The sequence below is a fragment of the Metaclostridioides mangenotii genome, from assembly GCF_017873185.1.
In the GTDB taxonomy this organism is placed as follows: Bacteria; Bacillota; Clostridia; order Peptostreptococcales; family Peptostreptococcaceae; genus Metaclostridioides; species Metaclostridioides mangenotii.
In genome coordinates this window covers 1,005,724-1,024,226 of sequence record NZ_JAGGJX010000001.1, presented here as the reverse complement: position 1 = coordinate 1,024,226, position 18,503 = coordinate 1,005,724, and the positions used below count along the sequence as shown (strand labels likewise).

Genomic DNA, 18,503 nt, shown 5'->3' with positions numbered 1-18,503 from the left:
CAGTGAATTTTTATATATAAATGTATTTTAAAATTAAGCAAAAGGTGTGAATAATATGTACGAGTATTTAGATAAAGTCAATTCTCCACAAGATATTAAAAATATGAATATAGATAGTATTGATTTACTTGCAAAGGATATACGCAAATTTCTAGTTAAATCAATATCTGAAACTGGTGGTCACCTAGCATCAAATCTGGGGGTTGTTGAATTGACTTTGGCTTTACATAAAGTTTTCGACAGTCCAAAAGATAAGATAATCTGGGATGTAGGACACCAAGCGTACGTTCATAAAATAATCACTGGAAGAAAAGATGCGTTTCCAACACTTCGCCAGTTAAATGGGCTTAGTGGGTTTCCAAAAGAAGAAGAGAGTGAACATGATATATTTGACACAGGTCACAGCAGTACATCGATATCTGTAGCAGTAGGTATAGCGTGTGCACGAGATATTAAAAAAGAGAAATACGATGTAATTCCCGTTATTGGGGATGGTGCTATGACAGGTGGAATGGCTTTAGAAGCCCTAAATTACTTAGGCGATATAGGAACTGACATGACAGTTATTCTAAATGACAATGAGATGTCAATAGATAAAAATGTTGGAGGTATGTCAAAGTACTTCTCAAGTCTTATAAAAAATTCAAGTGTAGATATATTTAAAGATGAATTTGAAAAACTTTTAAGTGTTACATCTACTGGAGAGTTTATTTCAAAAACTGCTTATAAATTAAAAGACACAATAATTAATAGCTTTTCACCACAAGAGAGTGAATTCTTTGATTCAATAGGTATAAAGTATATAGGGCCTATAGATGGTCATGATACTAAACAGCTTATAGAGTCTATGACATATGCTAAATTTTTAAAAGGTCCAAAGATACTACATGTAATAACAAAAAAAGGTAGGGGTTACAGGTACGCAGAGAATCATCCAGATAAGTATCACGGTGTTTCAAAGTTCGATATAAAAGAAGGTGTAGTACCATCTGGTAAGCAGTCTATTTCAGATGCAGTTGGTGAAAAACTTATAGAAATGGCATCGCGTGATGACAAGATTGTTGGCATTACAGCTGCTATGCCATCTGGAACAGGTATGAATCTATTTGAAAAAGTTTATCCAGATAGATACTTTGATGTAGGTATAGCTGAGCAACACGCTACTACTTTTGCAGCCGGACTTGCTAAAAATGGACTTAAACCGTATTTTGCAGTGTATTCTACATTCCTTCAGAGGGCTTACGATCAATTAATTCACGACGTCTGTCTTACTAAAAAGCCAGTGACATTTATGATTGATAGAGCAGGTCTTGTAGGAAACGATGGTGAAACTCATCATGGAGTTTTCGATCTAAGTTATTTAAATCCAATACCAAATATTGTGGTTATGGCTCCAAAAGATACAAAAGAGCTAGAAGCTATGATGGATTTATCTCTTAAATTAGATTCTCCAGTGGCTATTAGATATGCTAGAGGTAATAGTTATTGTCTAGATACTGGACACTACGGAGAAATAAAACTAGGAGAATATGAGGTTTTAAATCAAGGTGAAGATGTAGCTATTTTAGCTATAGGAAATATGGTTAAACAAGCACTTGGTGCTTGTGAGGAACTTAAGAAGAAAAACATAGACGCAACAGTTGTAAATGCTAGATTTTTAAAACCGATGGATGAAGAGCTTCTAAAAAAATTATTTAAAGACCATAAAAATATTATAACAGTTGAGGACAACTCAAAAGTAGGCGGTTTTGGAAGCAGAGTAAATAATTTTGTAATACAAAACAACTGCAATGTAAAGGTAGTTAACTTGGGTATTTCTGAGGAGTTTATAGAGCACGGAAGCCAAGATGAGCTCTATGAAATAGTGAGTATATCATCAAGTAAAATCGCTGAGGAAGTAGAAAAGATTTTAGAAAGGTAATCTTATGAAAAAAAGAATAGATGTTTTACTAGTTGAGCAAGGTTTTTTCGACAGTAGAGAAAGAGCAAAAAAATCACTTATGGCAGGTCTTGTATTCGTCGATAATCAGAGATGTGATAAGGCAGGCACAGAAGTTAAAATAGATTCTAAAATAGAAGTAAAAGGAAATCCAATTCCATATGTAAGCAGAGGAGGGTTAAAGCTGGAAAAAGCTTTAAAAAACTTCGATCTTACACTAAAGGACAAAGTCTGTATGGATATAGGATCATCCACAGGAGGATTTACAGATTGTATGCTCCAGAATGGTGCAACAAAAGTATTTTCTATAGATGTTGGCTACGGACAGCTTGCTTGGAAGCTTAGACAAGACGAGAGAGTTGTATGTATGGAGAGAACTAATATAAGATATGTTACTTTAGAAGATATAGGTGAGCCTGCTGATTTCGCATCGATAGACGTATCATTTATATCACTAAAGCTAGTTCTTCCTAAAGCAAAGGAACTTTTAAGAGAAGGAGGAGAAGTAGTAGCTCTTATAAAGCCACAATTTGAAGCTGGTCGTGAAAAAGTAGGTAAAAAAGGCGTAGTTAGAGAGAAATCAACTCATATTGAAGTAATAGATATGGTTTCGAGATTTGCATTAGAAAACGGATTTGAGATACTTGAGTTGGACTTCTCACCTATTAAAGGGCCTGAGGGAAATATAGAGTATTTAATTCATTTAAAGAGCACAGATGCAAAGAATATGTTTGATGAGGAAAAATATAAAATCAAGATAGAAGAAATTGTTGAAAAGTCACATACGATGGATAAGTAGTTATAAGTAGGATATTAAAGGGGGCTATATTTTGATCCTTGAGATGTACATGAGAAATTGTGCCTTGATAGAAGAACTTAGGCTTAGTCTAGATGAAATGTTAAACATACTTACTGGAGAAACAGGTGCAGGTAAATCAATTATAATTGACGCACTAAACCTAACTCTTGGGAGTAAATATGATAGATCTTTTCTGAGAAAAGGAACTGATAAAGGGCTTATTGAGATAGTATTCCATACAGAAAACAAAAAGATCTTAAATTATTTAGCAGCGAATGAAATCGATGTAGAAGATGACCATTTGATCATAGTCTCTAGAGTGATTTTCTCAGATGGTAAAAGCTCAGCAAGAATCAATGGAAGAACGGTTAAAATATCTACTCTTAAATACATAACTGGGATGATGGTTGATGTTCACGGACAGCATCAAAATAACGCCCTACTAGATGTAGAAACTCATATTGAGTTCTTAGATTTATTCGGTGGCGATTATCTCGACAAGTATAAAGATAACTACAGATCTATTTACAATAAATACAGTGAAGTAAGAAGATCTTTAAATATTTTAACTGAGAATAAAGATGATATGCAGATTCAAAGAGAGATAGACTTACTAAATTTTCAAATCAATGAAATAGAGTCTGCAAATTTAAATGAAGGTGAGTATCAAGAACTTCTAAAAAAAAGAGATGTATATAGAAATAGCGAAAAAATTTACAATAAATTAAACCTCAGTTACGAAGGACTTCACAATGGAGAGATTAATATTGTAGATTTAATTGGAGTAGTATCCAAAGAGTTGCACGATATAGCTCAATACGATACTAAATTAGAAGAGTACAGCAATGATGTTGAGAGAATAATGTACGAATTGCAAGATATTTCTTCTGAGATTAGGGATTATAAAGAACATATAAACTTTGAACCTTATGAACTTGAGCAAGTAGAAATACGAATAGACGAGATAAATAATTTAAGACGTAAATATGGAGATACAATAGAAGATATACTGAAGTATTACGACAAGATTGTATGTAGATTAGATGAGATAATAAATAGAGATGAAAGAGTTGAGGAGCTAAAAAGAGAGTTGGCTGCTCTGGAAGAAGATCTCATAGTAAAAGCTGCAGACTTAACGACTGCCAGAAAAGAATTGGCGCTTGAATTGGAGAAACTTTTATTAGTTGAACTGGACAGCTTGAATATGAAACATGTTTCATTTAAGGTTGAGTTTTCTAAAGGTGTATTTACATATGAGGGTAAAGATAATGTTGAGTTTATGGTTTCATTCAACTTAGGTGAAGATATGAAGCCAATAAATAAAGTTGCATCTGGAGGAGAGATGTCTAGATTTATGCTTGCATTTAAGACTATTTTAGCGGATATAGACGGAACCGATACTCTGGTATTTGATGAAATAGATACAGGTATAAGTGGAGTAGCAGCTCAAATAGTTGGCGAAAAGCTTTCAAATATTTCTCTCAAAAAGCAGATAATATGTATAACCCATCTTCCGCAAATTGCAGCAAATGCTACAACACATTTCTGTATAGAAAAGCATATACAAAATAACAGGACGTTTACTAATATTAAAAAGCTCGATGAAAGCAGCAGAGTCGATGAAATAGCTAGGTTGATTGCTGGAAGTAAGATAACTGAGAAGACTATTGACCATGCAAATGAGATTATAGAGACGGCTAGAAAGTAAGGATAGAATATAAAATCATTCTAAATTAGATTGATTTTATATTCTATTTTTTTATTTAATGTAAAACTATAAATTCTTTGATTGAATGAAATTATTATTTGATTTGTGATAAATGGGTATAAGTATTGAGTATAGCTAATCGTTAAAAATATTTAAAAGTTAATATATAATAATTATTTATTATTTTTAATGATTAGTATAAAAAGTTGATAGGAGTGAATAAGTATGTCTATATACGATTTCAGTTTTAAAGATATAAATGGGAAAGACGTATCAGTATCAGATTTCAAGGAACAAGTTATATTGATAGTAAATACAGCCAGCAAATGCGGTTTTACGCCTCAGTATGAGGGGCTTGAGAAATTGTATAAAGAATACAAAGATCAGGGGCTAGTGGTAATAGGATTTCCTTGTAATCAGTTTGCTGAACAAGAGCCGGGAAGTAATATTGAGGTTGAGGAATTTTGTAAGATTAGATATGGAGTTTCATTTCCTCTTTCTGAGAAGATAGAAGTTAGAGGCGAAAATATAGATCCTATTTTTGAGTATTTAACTGATAACACATCATTTGAAGGATTTGGAAAAGGAATAAAAGCTATAGGATTAGGATTGGCGCTCAAGAAAAAATACAAAGAAGAATATAGCGATAATTCTATCAAATGGAATTTTACTAAGTTTTTGATAGATAGAGGGGGGAATATAATAGGTAGATATGAACCTACTGCTACTCCCGAAAGTATGGAGCCTATTATTAATAAATACCTTAAGAAATAAAAGTGATAGAAGTCTGAAATATAATAAAAGTTTAAAAATGTGCTACAAAATAAAATTCCTGGGTATATAAGTTATTACAGGCTGATAGAAAATAAGAAATAACATAATGAAGAAAATAGATCATAAAAAATATAATTAAAAGGAATGGTGGAAAATATGTCGATTTACAATTTTAAATACCAAACAATAGAAGGTAAAGAAGCATCTCTTGCAGATTTTAAGGACAAGGTAGTGTTAATAGTAAATACAGCTAGTGAGTGTGGGTTTACTCCTCAATATGAAGGTCTAGAAAAACTTTACAAGGAGTACAAAGATCAAGGTTTAGTAGTGATAGGATTTCCATGTAATCAATTTAATGGACAAGAGCCGGGAAGCAACAGCGATGTAAAAGAGTTTTGTTCAATAAGATATGGAGTTACATTCCCATTATCTCAAAAAATAGAAGTAAGAGGCGAAAACCAAGATCCGCTTTACAAATATTTAACTGATAATACAACTTTTGAAGGATTTGGAACAGGAGAAATGGCTGATTTACTTGATGGAATTGCTAGAGAAACATATCAAGATGAGTATAATGACAGTTCAATAAAATGGAACTTTACTAAGTTTTTAATAGGCAGAGAGGGTAATATTATAGCTCGTTTCGAGCCAACTGTTGATCCATCAAGTATAGAAAAAGATATCAAAAGTGCACTGTAAGTTTCACAAATTCTTTTGTATATAATTAAGAGCTAAAAAATTATTAAATATAAAAAATTAGATATATATTATATTAATACACAGATTTTATTTAAAGAATAAATTTGTGTATTATTTTTTGTTAAAAATTGGTTAAATATGATTAAAAAGAGTGATATAATATATACTTAAGGAATTATATAACAAAGAAATTTTAATAAAAATACAATTTTATTTTATATTTTTTATCTTAATCTAAATTAGAATTCTTACGCTTTAGTTTTGTATAAACTGACAAATAATAATTCATGGAATGATAAACAAATTTAAAATTAAGGAGGATGTTAAGTTTGAATACGATATACTTTGTTATACCTTGCTACAATGAAGAAGAGGTCCTTAATGAGACAGCAAAAAGATTAAAAATCAAGTTGAATTATCTCATAGAAAATAATAAGATTTCTGACTCTAGTAGGGTGGTTATGGTAGATGATGGTAGTAAAGACCGTACTTGGCAAATTATTGAAGAATTAAATGATAAGGAAAGCTTGTTTGAAGGGATTAAACTATCTAGAAATAGAGGACATCAAAATGCTCTTCTAGCAGGTTTACTTACAGCAAAAGAGCATTACGATGCAGTTATATCTATGGATGCAGATTTACAGGATGATATAGATGCAATAGATGAATTTATTGAAAAGTATATTCAAGGTTGTGATGTTGTATACGGAGTGAGAAACAGTAGAAAGAAGGATTCATTTTTTAAACGAAATACAGCTCAGATGTTTTATAAAGTAATGAGTTCTTTAGGAGTAGATATTGTTTATAATCATGCTGATTATAGACTAATGAGCAAAAGGGCTGTGGATTCACTTTCTAACTATAGAGAAGTAAACTTATTTTTAAGGGGGATTGTACCTCTAATAGGTTTTAAGTCTGATAAGGTATATTATGAAAGAAATGAACGTTTTGCAGGTGAATCTAAATACCCACTAAAGAAAATGATATCTTTTGCATGTGAGGGCATAACATCTTTAAGTGTAAAGCCTATAAGAATGGTGCTAACAGTAGGATTTATTGTTTTTATATGTAGTTTGCTAGTTTTAATTTACTCATTAATACAATGGGCAATAGGAAATACGATAACAGGCTGGACAACTACAGTTGCATCAATATGGACTCTTGGTGGTATACAAATTTTGTGTATTGGGATTGTTGGAGAATATATAGGAAAAATATATTTAGAGACTAAGGATAGACCAAAGTTTATTGTTGATAAATACATAAGAAATTAGAAATAATAATTGATTTGATTGGAGTAGAAAATGAAATATAAAACTATTAGAGAAGGTATACTAAAGCTATTTACATTAGTGTTTATAATAACTTTTATATATATAGTCTATATTGCTATATTTAATTGTAGTATTGAAAACTTCAAGATTAATTCAATAGGAGTTTTTGTAGGAAGTGTTTTTCTAATATTGATTTTATATATTTTAGATAAATACTTTGTAAAACTAGATGAGCATGTACTTTTTAAGATTAGGATTTTTAGTATTATAACTATGATTTTTTTACAAATTGCCTTTATTATCTTCTTAAGAGTAGGATTAAGTTGGGATTATGGGGCTATTAATAATGCAGCTTTTGAATTTGCACTTGGGAAAGAAATGCTACCGGACTATTTTTACCTTTTATATCCAAATAATATAGGATCAACTCTTTTCCTTGGATATATATATAAATTTGTAAGTATCTTTACGAACGATAAAGAGATATTTCTGAGAGTTGGAATTATATTAAATCTTTTAATGATAAATTTATCGATTTTCACAACATATTTTTTAATAGATAAAATATTCGGAGAGAGTAGAGCTACATTATTTAGTGTGTTTTCACTGACGATAACTCCTTTATACGCGTATTCTCAAATTGTATATACTGATACACTTACAATGTTTTTTCCAGTAGGAATGCTTTTGTTGCTTTATAAATACAATGAAATCATAAAACACAGTGCAAACTCTAAGTATAGGAAGATACTATATTTGATTGGAATCGGTATTTTAGGAGTTATAGGTACTAACCTTAAAACAAACATAGTAATTTGCCTAATTGCAATAATAATATTTTTACTATTAACATCGAGTATTTTCGATGGATTAAAAAGGATGACTTTCATCTTACTACCTTTTATCGTAGGTAGTATTATTATTCATTCTATTTTTTCACTTTATATACCAGTTTCATATAAAGATGCTGGACTTCCATATACTCATTGGATTATGATGGGTCTTAGCGGAGCGGTAGGAAGTTATTCAGAAGATGATGTAGCAAAGTCAAGAGAAGTTAAAGAAAAGTATGGAAAAGAGGCAACAGCTGAATATAATAAGAATGTTATAAAAAGTAGATTAAAAGAGTTTGGAGTAAGCGGATATACCAAGTTTTTAAAACAAAAAACTTCACTAACATGGGGTGATGGTACATATTATTCTACTAATAAATTAGGTAGACTACCCTTTAAAAAAACAGACCTTTACTATCACGTGGTTGAAGGTAATAACGATGTGTTTGTTTACATAAGTCAAATTTCACATACAGTTTTAATGTCTGGAATATTAATAGCAGCAATTGGTTATTACAAAAAGTCGTTTGATTTTATAAAAGTGCTTCTTATAGCTATTTTTGGAGTATTTCTATTTTTGATTCTTTGGGAAACAAGACCTAGATATTTAGTCTGTTTCTTGCCAGTAATCATAATAACAGCATTTTACGGATTAGATTGTATCTTTAAGTTTATAGATAAAATTAGATCACCTCAAAACTAATAAGTTTTGAGGTGATTTTTTATATCCAAGACCATTACTTTTTCACCTTTGGTATCAAGTTCACCATTGAATTCAAATCCATAAGTTTTATATAATTCAATAGCATTTATATTGTCTTCATAAATACTTAAATAAATTTCTTCGCATTCATACTCTCTATATAAAGAATCTATTAGAAATTTCAATGATAATTTTCCATAACCTCTTCCTTGAAATTTGTGATCAATCATAAATCTATCGAGCCAGACTCTGTTGTCTTCAAGTTTTCCGTACATAGAAAAGCCGATTAATATATCATCATTGTAAATTCCAACAGTTTTCCAAGCTTCTTCAAATTTTGACTCAGCAATAGAATAAAGATTGCTCTCAATAAAGTTAGACTGATTGTTTTTTACAGATAAATTAATTAAATCTATCCAATTACACTTATCTGCATATCTTATCTCTAAGCCCACACTTTAACCACCTTTCAAATACTTATATATTTTATTATATCAATAATTTTGTTGCATTATAATTAGCAAAAAATAAAAATATAAAAAATAATATATAAAGCAAAAGAAATACAATAAAAATAAAAATTTATACTGAATAAATAGACACCCCAATAGGAATTATAAATGTATACAACTTAGGGAGTGATAAATCTATGAAAAAAAATAAGTACAATAAAAAGTTTTTGGTAAATATAAAAATTTTTACGGCGATAATCACATTTACATTAATAATAGTTTGTGGACATATTTATTATAACAATGGATTTGTCCTTAACAATTTAACAACTTTTATAGATAACAAAATAAAAGATAAAGAAGTCTGCAGTTTTAAAAAAGAGAATAAAAAATTTGTGTATCCACTTGGTAATATTATTGGAATCAAAGCAGATACAGACGGTGTACTGGTAATAGGTTATGAAGAAGAGAATGTTGAGTATATTGGCGGAATACAAATAGGGGATAATATAGTAGAAATCAACAAAGAGAGGGTAAAAGATAGTCAAGATGTGTTTGAGATTTTAAAGAATTTAAATAAATTAAACAAAAACCCCGATATGGTGGAAGTTAAATTTGAAAGAGATAATATTTACAAAAAAGAAAATATTAAGCTTAAAAATGATGGAGAAAAACTTAAATTAGGACTTTGGGTAAGAGATAAGATATCTGGAGTTGGGACAATGACATTTTACAATCCAGAAAACAACAAAATCGGAGCGATTGGACATGCAATAAAAGATACAGATACAAATGAGCTTTTAAAAATAAGGAATGGACGGATATATCGACCTAAAAATATTAGAATTGTAAAATCTACAGAAGATAAGATTGGATACATCAAAGGAGACTACGAAAACTCTGATATTGTTGGAAAATTTTTAAATAACGCAGATATTGGTATAAGCGGAGAATTTGTAAGTGAAAAAGGTAAGGATTTGAAATTAGGGCATAAAGAAATGCAGCTTATGGAGGTTGGAGATGTAAATGAAGTAAAAAAAGGTAAAGCTTATATATTATTTGAAGATAAAAATAAAAATATAACATCTTTTGAAATAAAAATAGAGGATATTGTGACTTCCCGTGGAAATCATAAAGAGATCATAATAAATGTAGTAGATAAAAATTTGATTGATTACACTGGAGGTATTGTACAAGGTATGAGCGGCGCTCCAATAATACAAAATAACAAAATAATCGGAGCGGTTACACACGTATCTAAAGAAGATTCTAAAAAGGGCTATGGTATTTTAATTAACGAAATGATAAAATTATAGAGAATCTAATAAAATTTTTTATTTCTTTGAAGGAATATAATTTATGTGTGTCGAATAAAGATACTAGTATGATAATTATAAACCAGTTTAGTGTATGAAGTTTGATTTTTCTGTATAATTAAATGTTTTTGATGGGGGGATTTTTAGTGAACGAAAAAATCAAGATAGTTTTGGCAGATGACAATAAGGATTTCTGTCAAGTATTAAATGAGTATTTATCAAATGAAGATGATATCGAGGTCTTAGGTATCGCAAAGGATGGAATAGAGGCATTAGATTTAGTTAAAAAGACTCAACCTGATTTACTGGTATTAGACATTATAATGCCACATTTAGACGGATTAGGTGTAATTGAAAAGCTTAACAGCATGGATATTGCAAAGTTTCCTAAGATTATAGTTTTATCTGCAGTTGGCCAAGACAAGATAACACAAAACGCTATAAGTTTAGGTGCAGATTACTACATTGTGAAACCGTTTGATTTTGTTGTATTTATAAATAGAATCAGAGAATTAGTGTCAAACAAGTCAGTAAAAATTGAACCAAAACAAAATTACGAAACTCAAATGACTAGAAGTGATTTTGTGAAGAATGTTGGAAACATAGAAACAGAAATAACTAACATTATACATGAAATAGGAGTTCCAGCTCATATTAAGGGCTATTTATATCTAAGAGAAGCCATTAAGATGGTTATAGAGAATGTAGAGCTTTTAGGCGCGGTAACTAAGGAATTATACCCAAGTATTGCAAAGAAATTTAATACTACTCCTAGTAGAGTTGAAAGAGCCATTAGACATGCAATAGAAGTTGCGTGGAGCAGAGGTAAAGTAGATACTATAAATCAATTGTTTGGATACACAGTTCATAACACAAAAGGAAAACCAACAAACTCAGAGTTTATTGCTATGATTTCAGATAAACTAAGATTAGAGCACAGTATGGTTAAATAATTGTAATGTAATAGCAAAGTCCTCTTTTTAGAGGACTTTCTTTTTTATATATAAAAACATAAAATACAGTAAAAACTTAGATAAATAAACTAAAATGATCTTTAGATAAATATAATTAAGGAAGAAAAACGTAGAAAATTGTATACATAAGCTCGAATATACTTAAAACATTTATTTTATTGTTAACTAATGCTATAATATAATGTGATTTTAAAATTGATGGCGGAGGTTTAAAAATGAGAGTCGAAGCTCCAATAAAAGTAGATAGGAAGACAAAAAAGCTTGCTAAGAGACTTGTCAGTGGAGATATAGCAGTAATCAATCACATTGATATTGATGAAGTCGCTGCAAATTCTCTAGTTGAAGCTAAAATAAAGCTTGTTGTAAATGCGGCTCCTTCTATAAGCGGTAGATATCCCAATAAAGGCCCTGGGATACTAACTGAAAACAATATATTAATCATAGATAACATTGGTGAAGAATTATTCGATGAATTAAATGAAGATCAAATTATCGAAGTTATAGATGGGAAGATATACAGAGAAGGTGAATTATTAGGCGAAGGAGAAGTTTTAAATTTAGAACTTGTTGGAGAAAAAATTAAGAAAGCCTATGAAAACTTATCATTTGAACTAGATAGATTTATAGATAATACAATCGAATATGCTAAGAAAGAAAAAGGTTTTATATTAGGTGAAGTAGAAATACCACAGGTTAATACAGAGTATGCAAATAGACATGTACTTATAGTGGTAAGAGGTCAAGACTACAAAGAAGATTTAAGCACGATGATCTCCTATATAGAAGAGGTAAAACCTGTATTAGTTGGAGTAGATGGTGGGGCAGATGCTTTAATAGAATTTGGATACAATCCCGATGTAATAGTCGGCGATATGGATAGTGTAAGTGATTTTGCTCTTAAACAGGCAAAAGAGATAGTTGTACATGCTTATCCTGATGGTAGGGCACCTGGACTTGAAAGAGTTAAAGATTTGGGGCTAGACGCAATTGTATTTCCAGCACCAGGTACAAGTGAAGACATTGCTATGCTTATAGCATATGAATACAAAGCAGAACTTATAGTAGCAGTAGGGACTCATTCCAATATGATTGACTTCCTAGAAAAAGGTAGAAAAGGTATGGCAAGTACATTTTTAGTTAGACTAAAAATAGGGGCAAAGCTAATAGATGCAAAAGGAGTTAACTTACTGTACAGAAGTAAGCTCAAATTTAAATATATAATTGCACTTCTTGCAACAGCTTTATTCCCTGTATTGATACTCGCATATTTATCACCGGGAGTTCAACATTTTATTCAACTGATGCAGTTAAAGTTTAAACTGCTTTTACAGATGTAGATAGAGGAGGATTACAATGCATATTAATATGAAATACTACATTGTTACCATAGGTGCTATATTTATAGCTTTAGGAATAGGTATACTAGTAGGGTTTAATCTAAACAATAATGAACAATTAAGTGAACAACAAGCAAATATGATAAATGATTTAGATGAAAAATTCGAATTGTTAAAGGATAAGAATGATTCTTTAAAAGGTGATTTAAGTAAATCTACTGAAAAATACAACAGGGCAGTTGCTTTTATCAATAAAAATGTAGATAAATTAATAGATTCTACATTAACTGGTAAAACTGTAGGTATTATAACATTAAATGAAAATTATGATTTCAGCGAAGGAATAACTACTACCCTTGATAAGACAGGTGCGAAAGTTGGATTTAATATTGTTCTTAAAGACTCTATTAAACAAACTGCTAAGTTAAAGGAAGTATCTCAAAAGGTTGGTGTAGATTTGAGTACTACAGAAGGGGCAGTAAAATATATTACAGATGCTCTAAATACTGAAGATGCAAGTACAAAACTGGAGTATTTACAAGAATTAGATGTAATAAAGCTTAACTACTTAGGCAGTACTTATTTAAATTATGATTCTGTAATACTATCTGCTGGAGATGATTCAAAAAACGCTGAAAAAGATTTTGGGAAGTTGGATACTTATTTAATCGATTCTTTTAAAGGTCAAAACAAATATATAGTTGAGGTGCAGAATTCGGATGTAAAGACATCTTATGTAGAATTCTATTCTAAAAAGAAGGTTGCAACTATTGATAACATAAATGAAGGTAGCGGAAATATATCGCTAGTAACACTTTTAAAACAAGGAAATAAAATAGGTAACTTCGGTACTTCAAAAACTGCAGAAAGTTTAATTCCTTCAGAAGATTAAGTAGATTTAAGGAGAGAATGTAATGAACCAGTATATTAGTATAATAATACCAGTTTACAATGAAGAAAAATTTATAAAAGATACTTTAGATGGAATAAAAGATATAGATGACATATCTGAAATAATAGTCATAGATGACGGATCTAGTGACAATACTGCAAAAATTATCAGTGAGTACTCTTTGGATAAGGTAAAATTTCATAAACTAGATAGAAATAGAGGCAAAGGCTATGCTCTAAACTACGGTTTAAAAATTGCTTTACAAAATGCGGATATAATAGGATTTTTAGATGGAGACTTGGGAACTTGTTCTTCCGAAGTAGAAAAACTAATACTTCCTGTGAAAAACAATGAAGTAGACGTAACTATTGCTAGATTTCCATCCGCTAAGAAAAAAGGCGGCTTTGGTCTAGTAAAAAGTTTAGCTAGAAATTCTGTATTTGAGTTGACTGGAGAAGATTTGACATCTACAATTTCAGGTCAGAGAGTCTTTAAGAGAGAAGTGCTTGAAAAATTCGATGAAATGCCATATGGATACGGTGTTGAAGTCGGAATGACTATTGATATACTTAAACATGGATTTAAGATAAAAGAGATACTTGTGAATATGACTCACAATGAAACTGGAAGAAGTTTAAAAGGTTTTATCCATAGAGGTAAACAATACTACCATATAAAGAAAATAGTAAAAGAGAAGAAAAAAGAGTGGAGGTAGTATAGATGATAGTATTAGATACTTATTTGCTGTATATAATGCTGCTTTTAACAGGTTTGCTTGGAACTTATATATGTATACCTTTATTTAGAAACATGATGATATCAGGCGATATTATAAGGCCTAATTACAATAAAGAAATGATACCTGTGAGCATGGGAATTGTATTTTTACCTATGCTAGTTATAAATAGTATTATATTGGCGTTCTTGACAATTAACTACGAGAGTTTGTTGTATATATTTATGTTCGACTTTTCGCTTATTTCAATGTTCTTTGCAGGAGTTCTCGATGATATTATAGGAAATCGAAATGTAAGTGGTCTTAAAGGACATTTTAAGAGTTTATTTAAAGGGACTCTTACTACTGGTGGATTTAAAGCGTTATTTGGTGGAATAGTAGGCCTTTTGATATCTGTTACAATAACAAAAGATATTGTGAACATAATCGTAAATACGCTGGTAATCGCCCTTTCTACAAATCTGATGAATTTATTGGATTTAAGACCTGGAAGAGCCATAAAAGTATATTTACTTATAATGGCCGCAGTATTTTTAACTGTAGGAGGATTTGTACAAGTATTGCCGCTGTTAATAGTACCTAATGTACTTGCATATTTCAATCACGACTTAAAAGCAAAAGCGATGATGGGAGATACCGGTTCAAATGTTCTAGGTATGTCTATAGGGCTTGTGATAGTATTTGGATACTCATTTGAGATTAGAGTTGGTTGGCTTGTATTTTTAATATTGATTCATATTCTGACAGAAAAGTATTCGCTAACTAAGATTATTGAAAAGGTAAAAGTACTAAATTTCTTAGATAGATTGGGAAGGTAGCTTATGATAAGTAAAAGATTAGGAAAAGTAATATCGATAATCAGCCAAAATGGAGATTTAGACGATCTGATTGTAGTTGTAAACGGAGAAGAACAGAGAGCTTACAACTATCCAAAGATGACTGGAGAAATAAGTGTAGGCGATGAGGTGCTTTTAAACACAACTGCTGTGGAGTTAAGTTTGGGAACAGGTGGATATCACTTTGTAATTTCAAATTTAAATAACTTAGAATCCCAACTTACAGAAGGTGGACATATCATGAAACTTAGATATACACCTTTTCAAATTAAAGTGGATGCAGTTGAAGAACAAGAGAGCGAGTACCACAGCAAATTTTCAGAGTTTAAAAATTTAAAGAATATGCCTGTGGTTGTGGGAACTCTACACAGCATGTTAACACCGTTTGTAGCATCTTATAAAAAACATAATCAAGATAAAAAATTGGTGTATATAATGACTGATGGAGCCGCACTGCCAATGTATTTAAGTAAAAATGTAGAAAACCTAAAAAATAAGGGATTGATAGATAGTACAATTACAATAGGAAATGCGTTTGGTGGAGATTACGAGTGTGTAAATATCTACACAGCTTTGATTACAGCAAAGGATATATTAAATGCAGATGCAGTGTTTGTAAGCATGGGTCCTGGAATAGTAGGAACAGGGACGAAATATGGGTTTACAGGCATAGAACAAGGACCGATACTGGATGCAGTAGCTAAACTTGGCGGCTTTCCTGTAGCAGTACCTAGAGTTAGTTTTGCAGATAAGAGAGATAGACACTATGGAATATCTCATCATAGTATCACAGTATTTAAAGAGATTGTAAATGAAAAGGTACACATACCTCTGACTAAATATGAGCAAGATAAACTATGTAAGGTTAAAGAGCAAATAGAAACAAATGGATTAAATAAAAAACACAATCTTGTATTTATAGAAAATAACAATACAAAAGAGGATTTAGAGCATTTTAATCTAAGAGTTAAAAGTATGGGCAGAGGTTATAATGAAGATAGAGAATTCTTTGAAGCTGCAAGTACAGCTGCATATTATATAACGGAGGTAGAAAATGGTATTAGAAGAGAAAACTATTAAAAGTGATAAGATATATACAGGAAAAATAGTTAGTCTAAGAGTTGATACTGTTGAGATTCCAGAAAAAGGATACAGCAAGAGAGAGATAATCGAGCACGGTGGTGCTGTAGGAATAGTGGCTATAACTGATGATAATAAAATAGTTTTGGTTAAGCAATTCAGAAAACCTATTGAAGATGCTCTTGTTGAAATACCTGCAGGTAAACTAGAAATAGGTGAAAATCCAAAAGAGTGTGCAATAAGAGAACTTCAAGAAGAGACTGGATATACGGCAGAGAATATAAAACTTATTCATAAATTTTATTCGTCAGCAGGATTTTCCAATGAAAAAATATTTATATATCTAGCGACAGGATTGACGCCTGGTGAAACAATGCTTGAGAGCGATGAATTTTTAGATGTAATGGAAATTGACGTAAAAGAAGCGTTTGAAATGGTTATAAAAAATGAGATAGAAGATGCAAAGTCTACTATAGGAATATTAATGACAAAAGATTTAATTTAAGAATAACCCCCTGTCCAAAAGCATAAAAATATATAAAGGACAAGGGGGGATAAATTTTGAGAAAAACTTCGAGAAAAGATGATTTTGATTCACTGAACAGAAGTATAATGATTGTTGGAATATTGTTTATAATTTCAGTTGCGATAGGTACTTATTTAAACAAAATAATCCCTGGATCAGGGAATATGATAGATAACATAAATCCAACTGTAAATTATTATAATTCTGGGATAAGTGTAGTGCAAACGGTTTTTGCAAACTACAAATCCGATTTGCTATTTATGGGGATAATGGCTATTTGCGGATTATTTGTAATTACAGTTCCATTAGCTGGACTAGTTTTTATTTTGAAGGGGATATCAATAGGATACGCTATTAATAGCTGTATAATAGCGTTAAAAGTAAAGAGTACAAGTTTAGTTGTACTAGTAATAATTAAGAATTTAATTATTATACCAGGGGGGATTTTATTATTATTACTTGCTATAAATTATTTTAGAGAACTTATTTATAGATACAAGAGAGTAAGCAATAGGAATATTTTTTCACTGGTAAAGAGATATGTATTTAATGTACTGATTGTGATAATAGTTTCTACAGGCCTACAATTGGTATTAAATACAGTTAGTATTGGTATTATGAAGTTCCTAGCTAGATAGAAGGAGTTTATTATGGACGTTATAGAGGGATACATAGATTATATAAAAAATAAAAAAAAGCTATCAGAGAATACAGTTTCATCATATTTTATGGATATAAAGAGATATAGAGAGTACATTGTAAAAAATAATATAGAATTACATGATATTGTAGAAAATGACATAATCAGCTTTTTAATTCAATTAGAAAAGGAGAATATATCTGTTGCTACAATAGCTAGAATGATATCTTCTATTAAGTCTTTTCATGAATATTTATTTTTTAATCATATATGTAGTGACAATCCAGCACAAAATATGAAAAAACCGAAAATAAAAAAAGATAGTGTGGAAATACTAACAGAGGAAGAAATAGTATCTTTATTAGATTTTCCTAAACTTGATACTCCAAAGCTTATAAGAGATAAAGCAATTTTTGAACTTTTGTATGGAACAGGTATAAGAGTATCTGAACTTGTAGATATGAATTTAGTTGATGTAAATTTTGATCTAGAATATATTGATTGCAATGCTTGTAAAAACAAGAGGGCAATACCTTTATTTGACACTACGAAGTACTATCTACAGATGTATATCAATGAATCTAGATCAAAGTTGGCATATGAATCTGAAGAAGCTCTATTTGTAAGCTCTTTGGGATATAGATTTACAAGACAAGGACTTTGGAAGATAATCAAGAAGTATTCAAAATTAGCAAATATAGATAAGAATATCAATCCTACGATGCTTAGACATTCATTCGCTATACATCTTTTGAACAAAGGTGCAAATATCGGTGTTGTAAGCAAGATACTCGGAAATTCAAATTTGTCTAGTCTTCAGGTATATATAAATCAGGTTGATCAAAATATTCGAAGGGAACTTAAAGATAAGCATCCTCGAAAATAATAAATAAACGGCTAGCTAATTTATGTTTATAACATTTTAGCTAGCCTATATTTTTGTATAGTTTTTTTATATATGTCTTTAAATTAAGTATTTTTCTGC

General features: G+C 30.5%; 18 protein-coding genes. 17 read left to right on the top strand and 1 reads right to left on the bottom strand.

Annotated features, from left to right (window positions below; all coding sequences use genetic code 11):
* Positions 1-55 precede the first annotated feature (55 nt).
* The 7 genes from dxs to J2Z43_RS04840 all read left to right on the top strand — a co-directional run bounded on the left by dxs (position 56) and on the right by J2Z43_RS04840 (position 8,729).
* Positions 56-1,921 (top strand): 1-deoxy-D-xylulose-5-phosphate synthase, encoded by a 1,866-nt coding sequence (dxs, locus tag J2Z43_RS04870; protein ID WP_209456096.1) that lies wholly within the window; start codon positions 56-58, stop codon positions 1,919-1,921.
* 4 nt (positions 1,922-1,925) lie between these two features.
* Positions 1,926-2,738 carry a TlyA family RNA methyltransferase gene (locus tag J2Z43_RS04865; RefSeq protein WP_209456095.1) on the top strand — a complete coding sequence of 271 codons (813 nt, stop codon included), beginning with the start codon at positions 1,926-1,928 and terminating at the stop codon, positions 2,736-2,738.
* 31 nt (positions 2,739-2,769) lie between these two features.
* Positions 2,770-4,446, top strand: a complete 1,677-nt coding sequence (gene recN / locus J2Z43_RS04860; protein ID WP_209456094.1) for a DNA repair protein RecN — start codon at positions 2,770-2,772, stop codon at positions 4,444-4,446.
* 225 nt (positions 4,447-4,671) lie between these two features.
* A complete protein-coding gene (locus J2Z43_RS04855; protein WP_209456093.1) occupies positions 4,672-5,220 on the top strand; it encodes a glutathione peroxidase in 549 nt (182 codons plus the stop codon).
* A 156-nt stretch (positions 5,221-5,376) separates the two neighbouring features.
* Positions 5,377-5,919, top strand: coding sequence for a glutathione peroxidase (locus J2Z43_RS04850; RefSeq protein ID WP_209456092.1), 543 nt, complete (start codon positions 5,377-5,379; stop codon positions 5,917-5,919).
* A 329-nt stretch (positions 5,920-6,248) separates the two neighbouring features.
* Positions 6,249-7,193 (top strand): glycosyltransferase family 2 protein, encoded by a 945-nt coding sequence (locus tag J2Z43_RS04845; RefSeq protein ID WP_408631515.1) that lies wholly within the window; start codon positions 6,249-6,251, stop codon positions 7,191-7,193.
* Between the two features lie 30 nt (positions 7,194-7,223).
* Entirely contained in the window at positions 7,224-8,729 is a 1,506-nt protein-coding gene (locus J2Z43_RS04840; protein WP_209456090.1) for a glycosyltransferase family 39 protein, read from the top strand.
* On the opposite strand, the gene J2Z43_RS04835 is transcribed toward J2Z43_RS04840, so the two are convergent.
* A complete protein-coding gene (locus J2Z43_RS04835; protein ID WP_209456089.1) occupies positions 8,726-9,184 on the bottom strand; it encodes a GNAT family N-acetyltransferase in 459 nt (152 codons plus the stop codon). The genes J2Z43_RS04840 and J2Z43_RS04835 overlap by 4 nt on opposite strands.
* A 194-nt stretch (positions 9,185-9,378) precedes the next feature.
* Between J2Z43_RS04835 and J2Z43_RS04830 the strand changes: the two genes are divergently transcribed.
* The 10 genes from J2Z43_RS04830 to J2Z43_RS04785 all read left to right on the top strand — a co-directional run bounded on the left by J2Z43_RS04830 (position 9,379) and on the right by J2Z43_RS04785 (position 18,404).
* Positions 9,379-10,497 (top strand): SpoIVB peptidase S55 domain-containing protein, encoded by a 1,119-nt coding sequence (locus J2Z43_RS04830; RefSeq protein WP_209456088.1) that lies wholly within the window; start codon positions 9,379-9,381, stop codon positions 10,495-10,497.
* Positions 10,498-10,628: 131 nt separating this feature from the next.
* Positions 10,629-11,450: a sporulation transcription factor Spo0A gene (spo0A, locus tag J2Z43_RS04825; protein WP_027701602.1), complete on the top strand. Its 822-nt coding sequence runs from the start codon at positions 10,629-10,631 to the stop codon at positions 11,448-11,450.
* A 236-nt stretch (positions 11,451-11,686) separates the two neighbouring features.
* Positions 11,687-12,808 (top strand): putative cytokinetic ring protein SteA, encoded by a 1,122-nt coding sequence (gene steA / locus J2Z43_RS04820; protein WP_209456087.1) that lies wholly within the window; start codon positions 11,687-11,689, stop codon positions 12,806-12,808.
* A gap of 16 nt (positions 12,809-12,824) precedes the next feature.
* Complete coding sequence (locus J2Z43_RS04815) at positions 12,825-13,700, top strand: copper transporter (RefSeq protein WP_209456086.1); 876 nt, start codon at positions 12,825-12,827, stop codon at positions 13,698-13,700.
* A 22-nt stretch (positions 13,701-13,722) separates the two neighbouring features.
* A complete protein-coding gene (locus J2Z43_RS04810) occupies positions 13,723-14,415 on the top strand; it encodes a glycosyltransferase family 2 protein (RefSeq protein WP_209456085.1) in 693 nt (230 codons plus the stop codon).
* Between the two features lie 5 nt (positions 14,416-14,420).
* Positions 14,421-15,254 carry a glycosyl transferase gene (locus J2Z43_RS04805; protein WP_209456084.1) on the top strand — a complete coding sequence of 278 codons (834 nt, stop codon included), beginning with the start codon at positions 14,421-14,423 and terminating at the stop codon, positions 15,252-15,254.
* A 3-nt stretch (positions 15,255-15,257) separates the two neighbouring features.
* Positions 15,258-16,352: a DUF3866 family protein gene (locus tag J2Z43_RS04800; protein ID WP_209456083.1), complete on the top strand. Its 1,095-nt coding sequence runs from the start codon at positions 15,258-15,260 to the stop codon at positions 16,350-16,352.
* Positions 16,327-16,857, top strand: a complete 531-nt coding sequence (locus J2Z43_RS04795; RefSeq protein ID WP_209456082.1) for an NUDIX hydrolase — start codon at positions 16,327-16,329, stop codon at positions 16,855-16,857. The genes J2Z43_RS04800 and J2Z43_RS04795 overlap by 26 nt, the downstream gene beginning before the upstream one ends.
* A 56-nt stretch (positions 16,858-16,913) precedes the next feature.
* A complete protein-coding gene (locus J2Z43_RS04790; RefSeq protein WP_209456081.1) occupies positions 16,914-17,516 on the top strand; it encodes a hypothetical protein in 603 nt (200 codons plus the stop codon).
* 12 nt (positions 17,517-17,528) lie between these two features.
* Positions 17,529-18,404 carry a tyrosine-type recombinase/integrase gene (locus J2Z43_RS04785; RefSeq protein ID WP_209456080.1) on the top strand — a complete coding sequence of 292 codons (876 nt, stop codon included), beginning with the start codon at positions 17,529-17,531 and terminating at the stop codon, positions 18,402-18,404.
* Positions 18,405-18,503 lie beyond the last annotated feature (99 nt).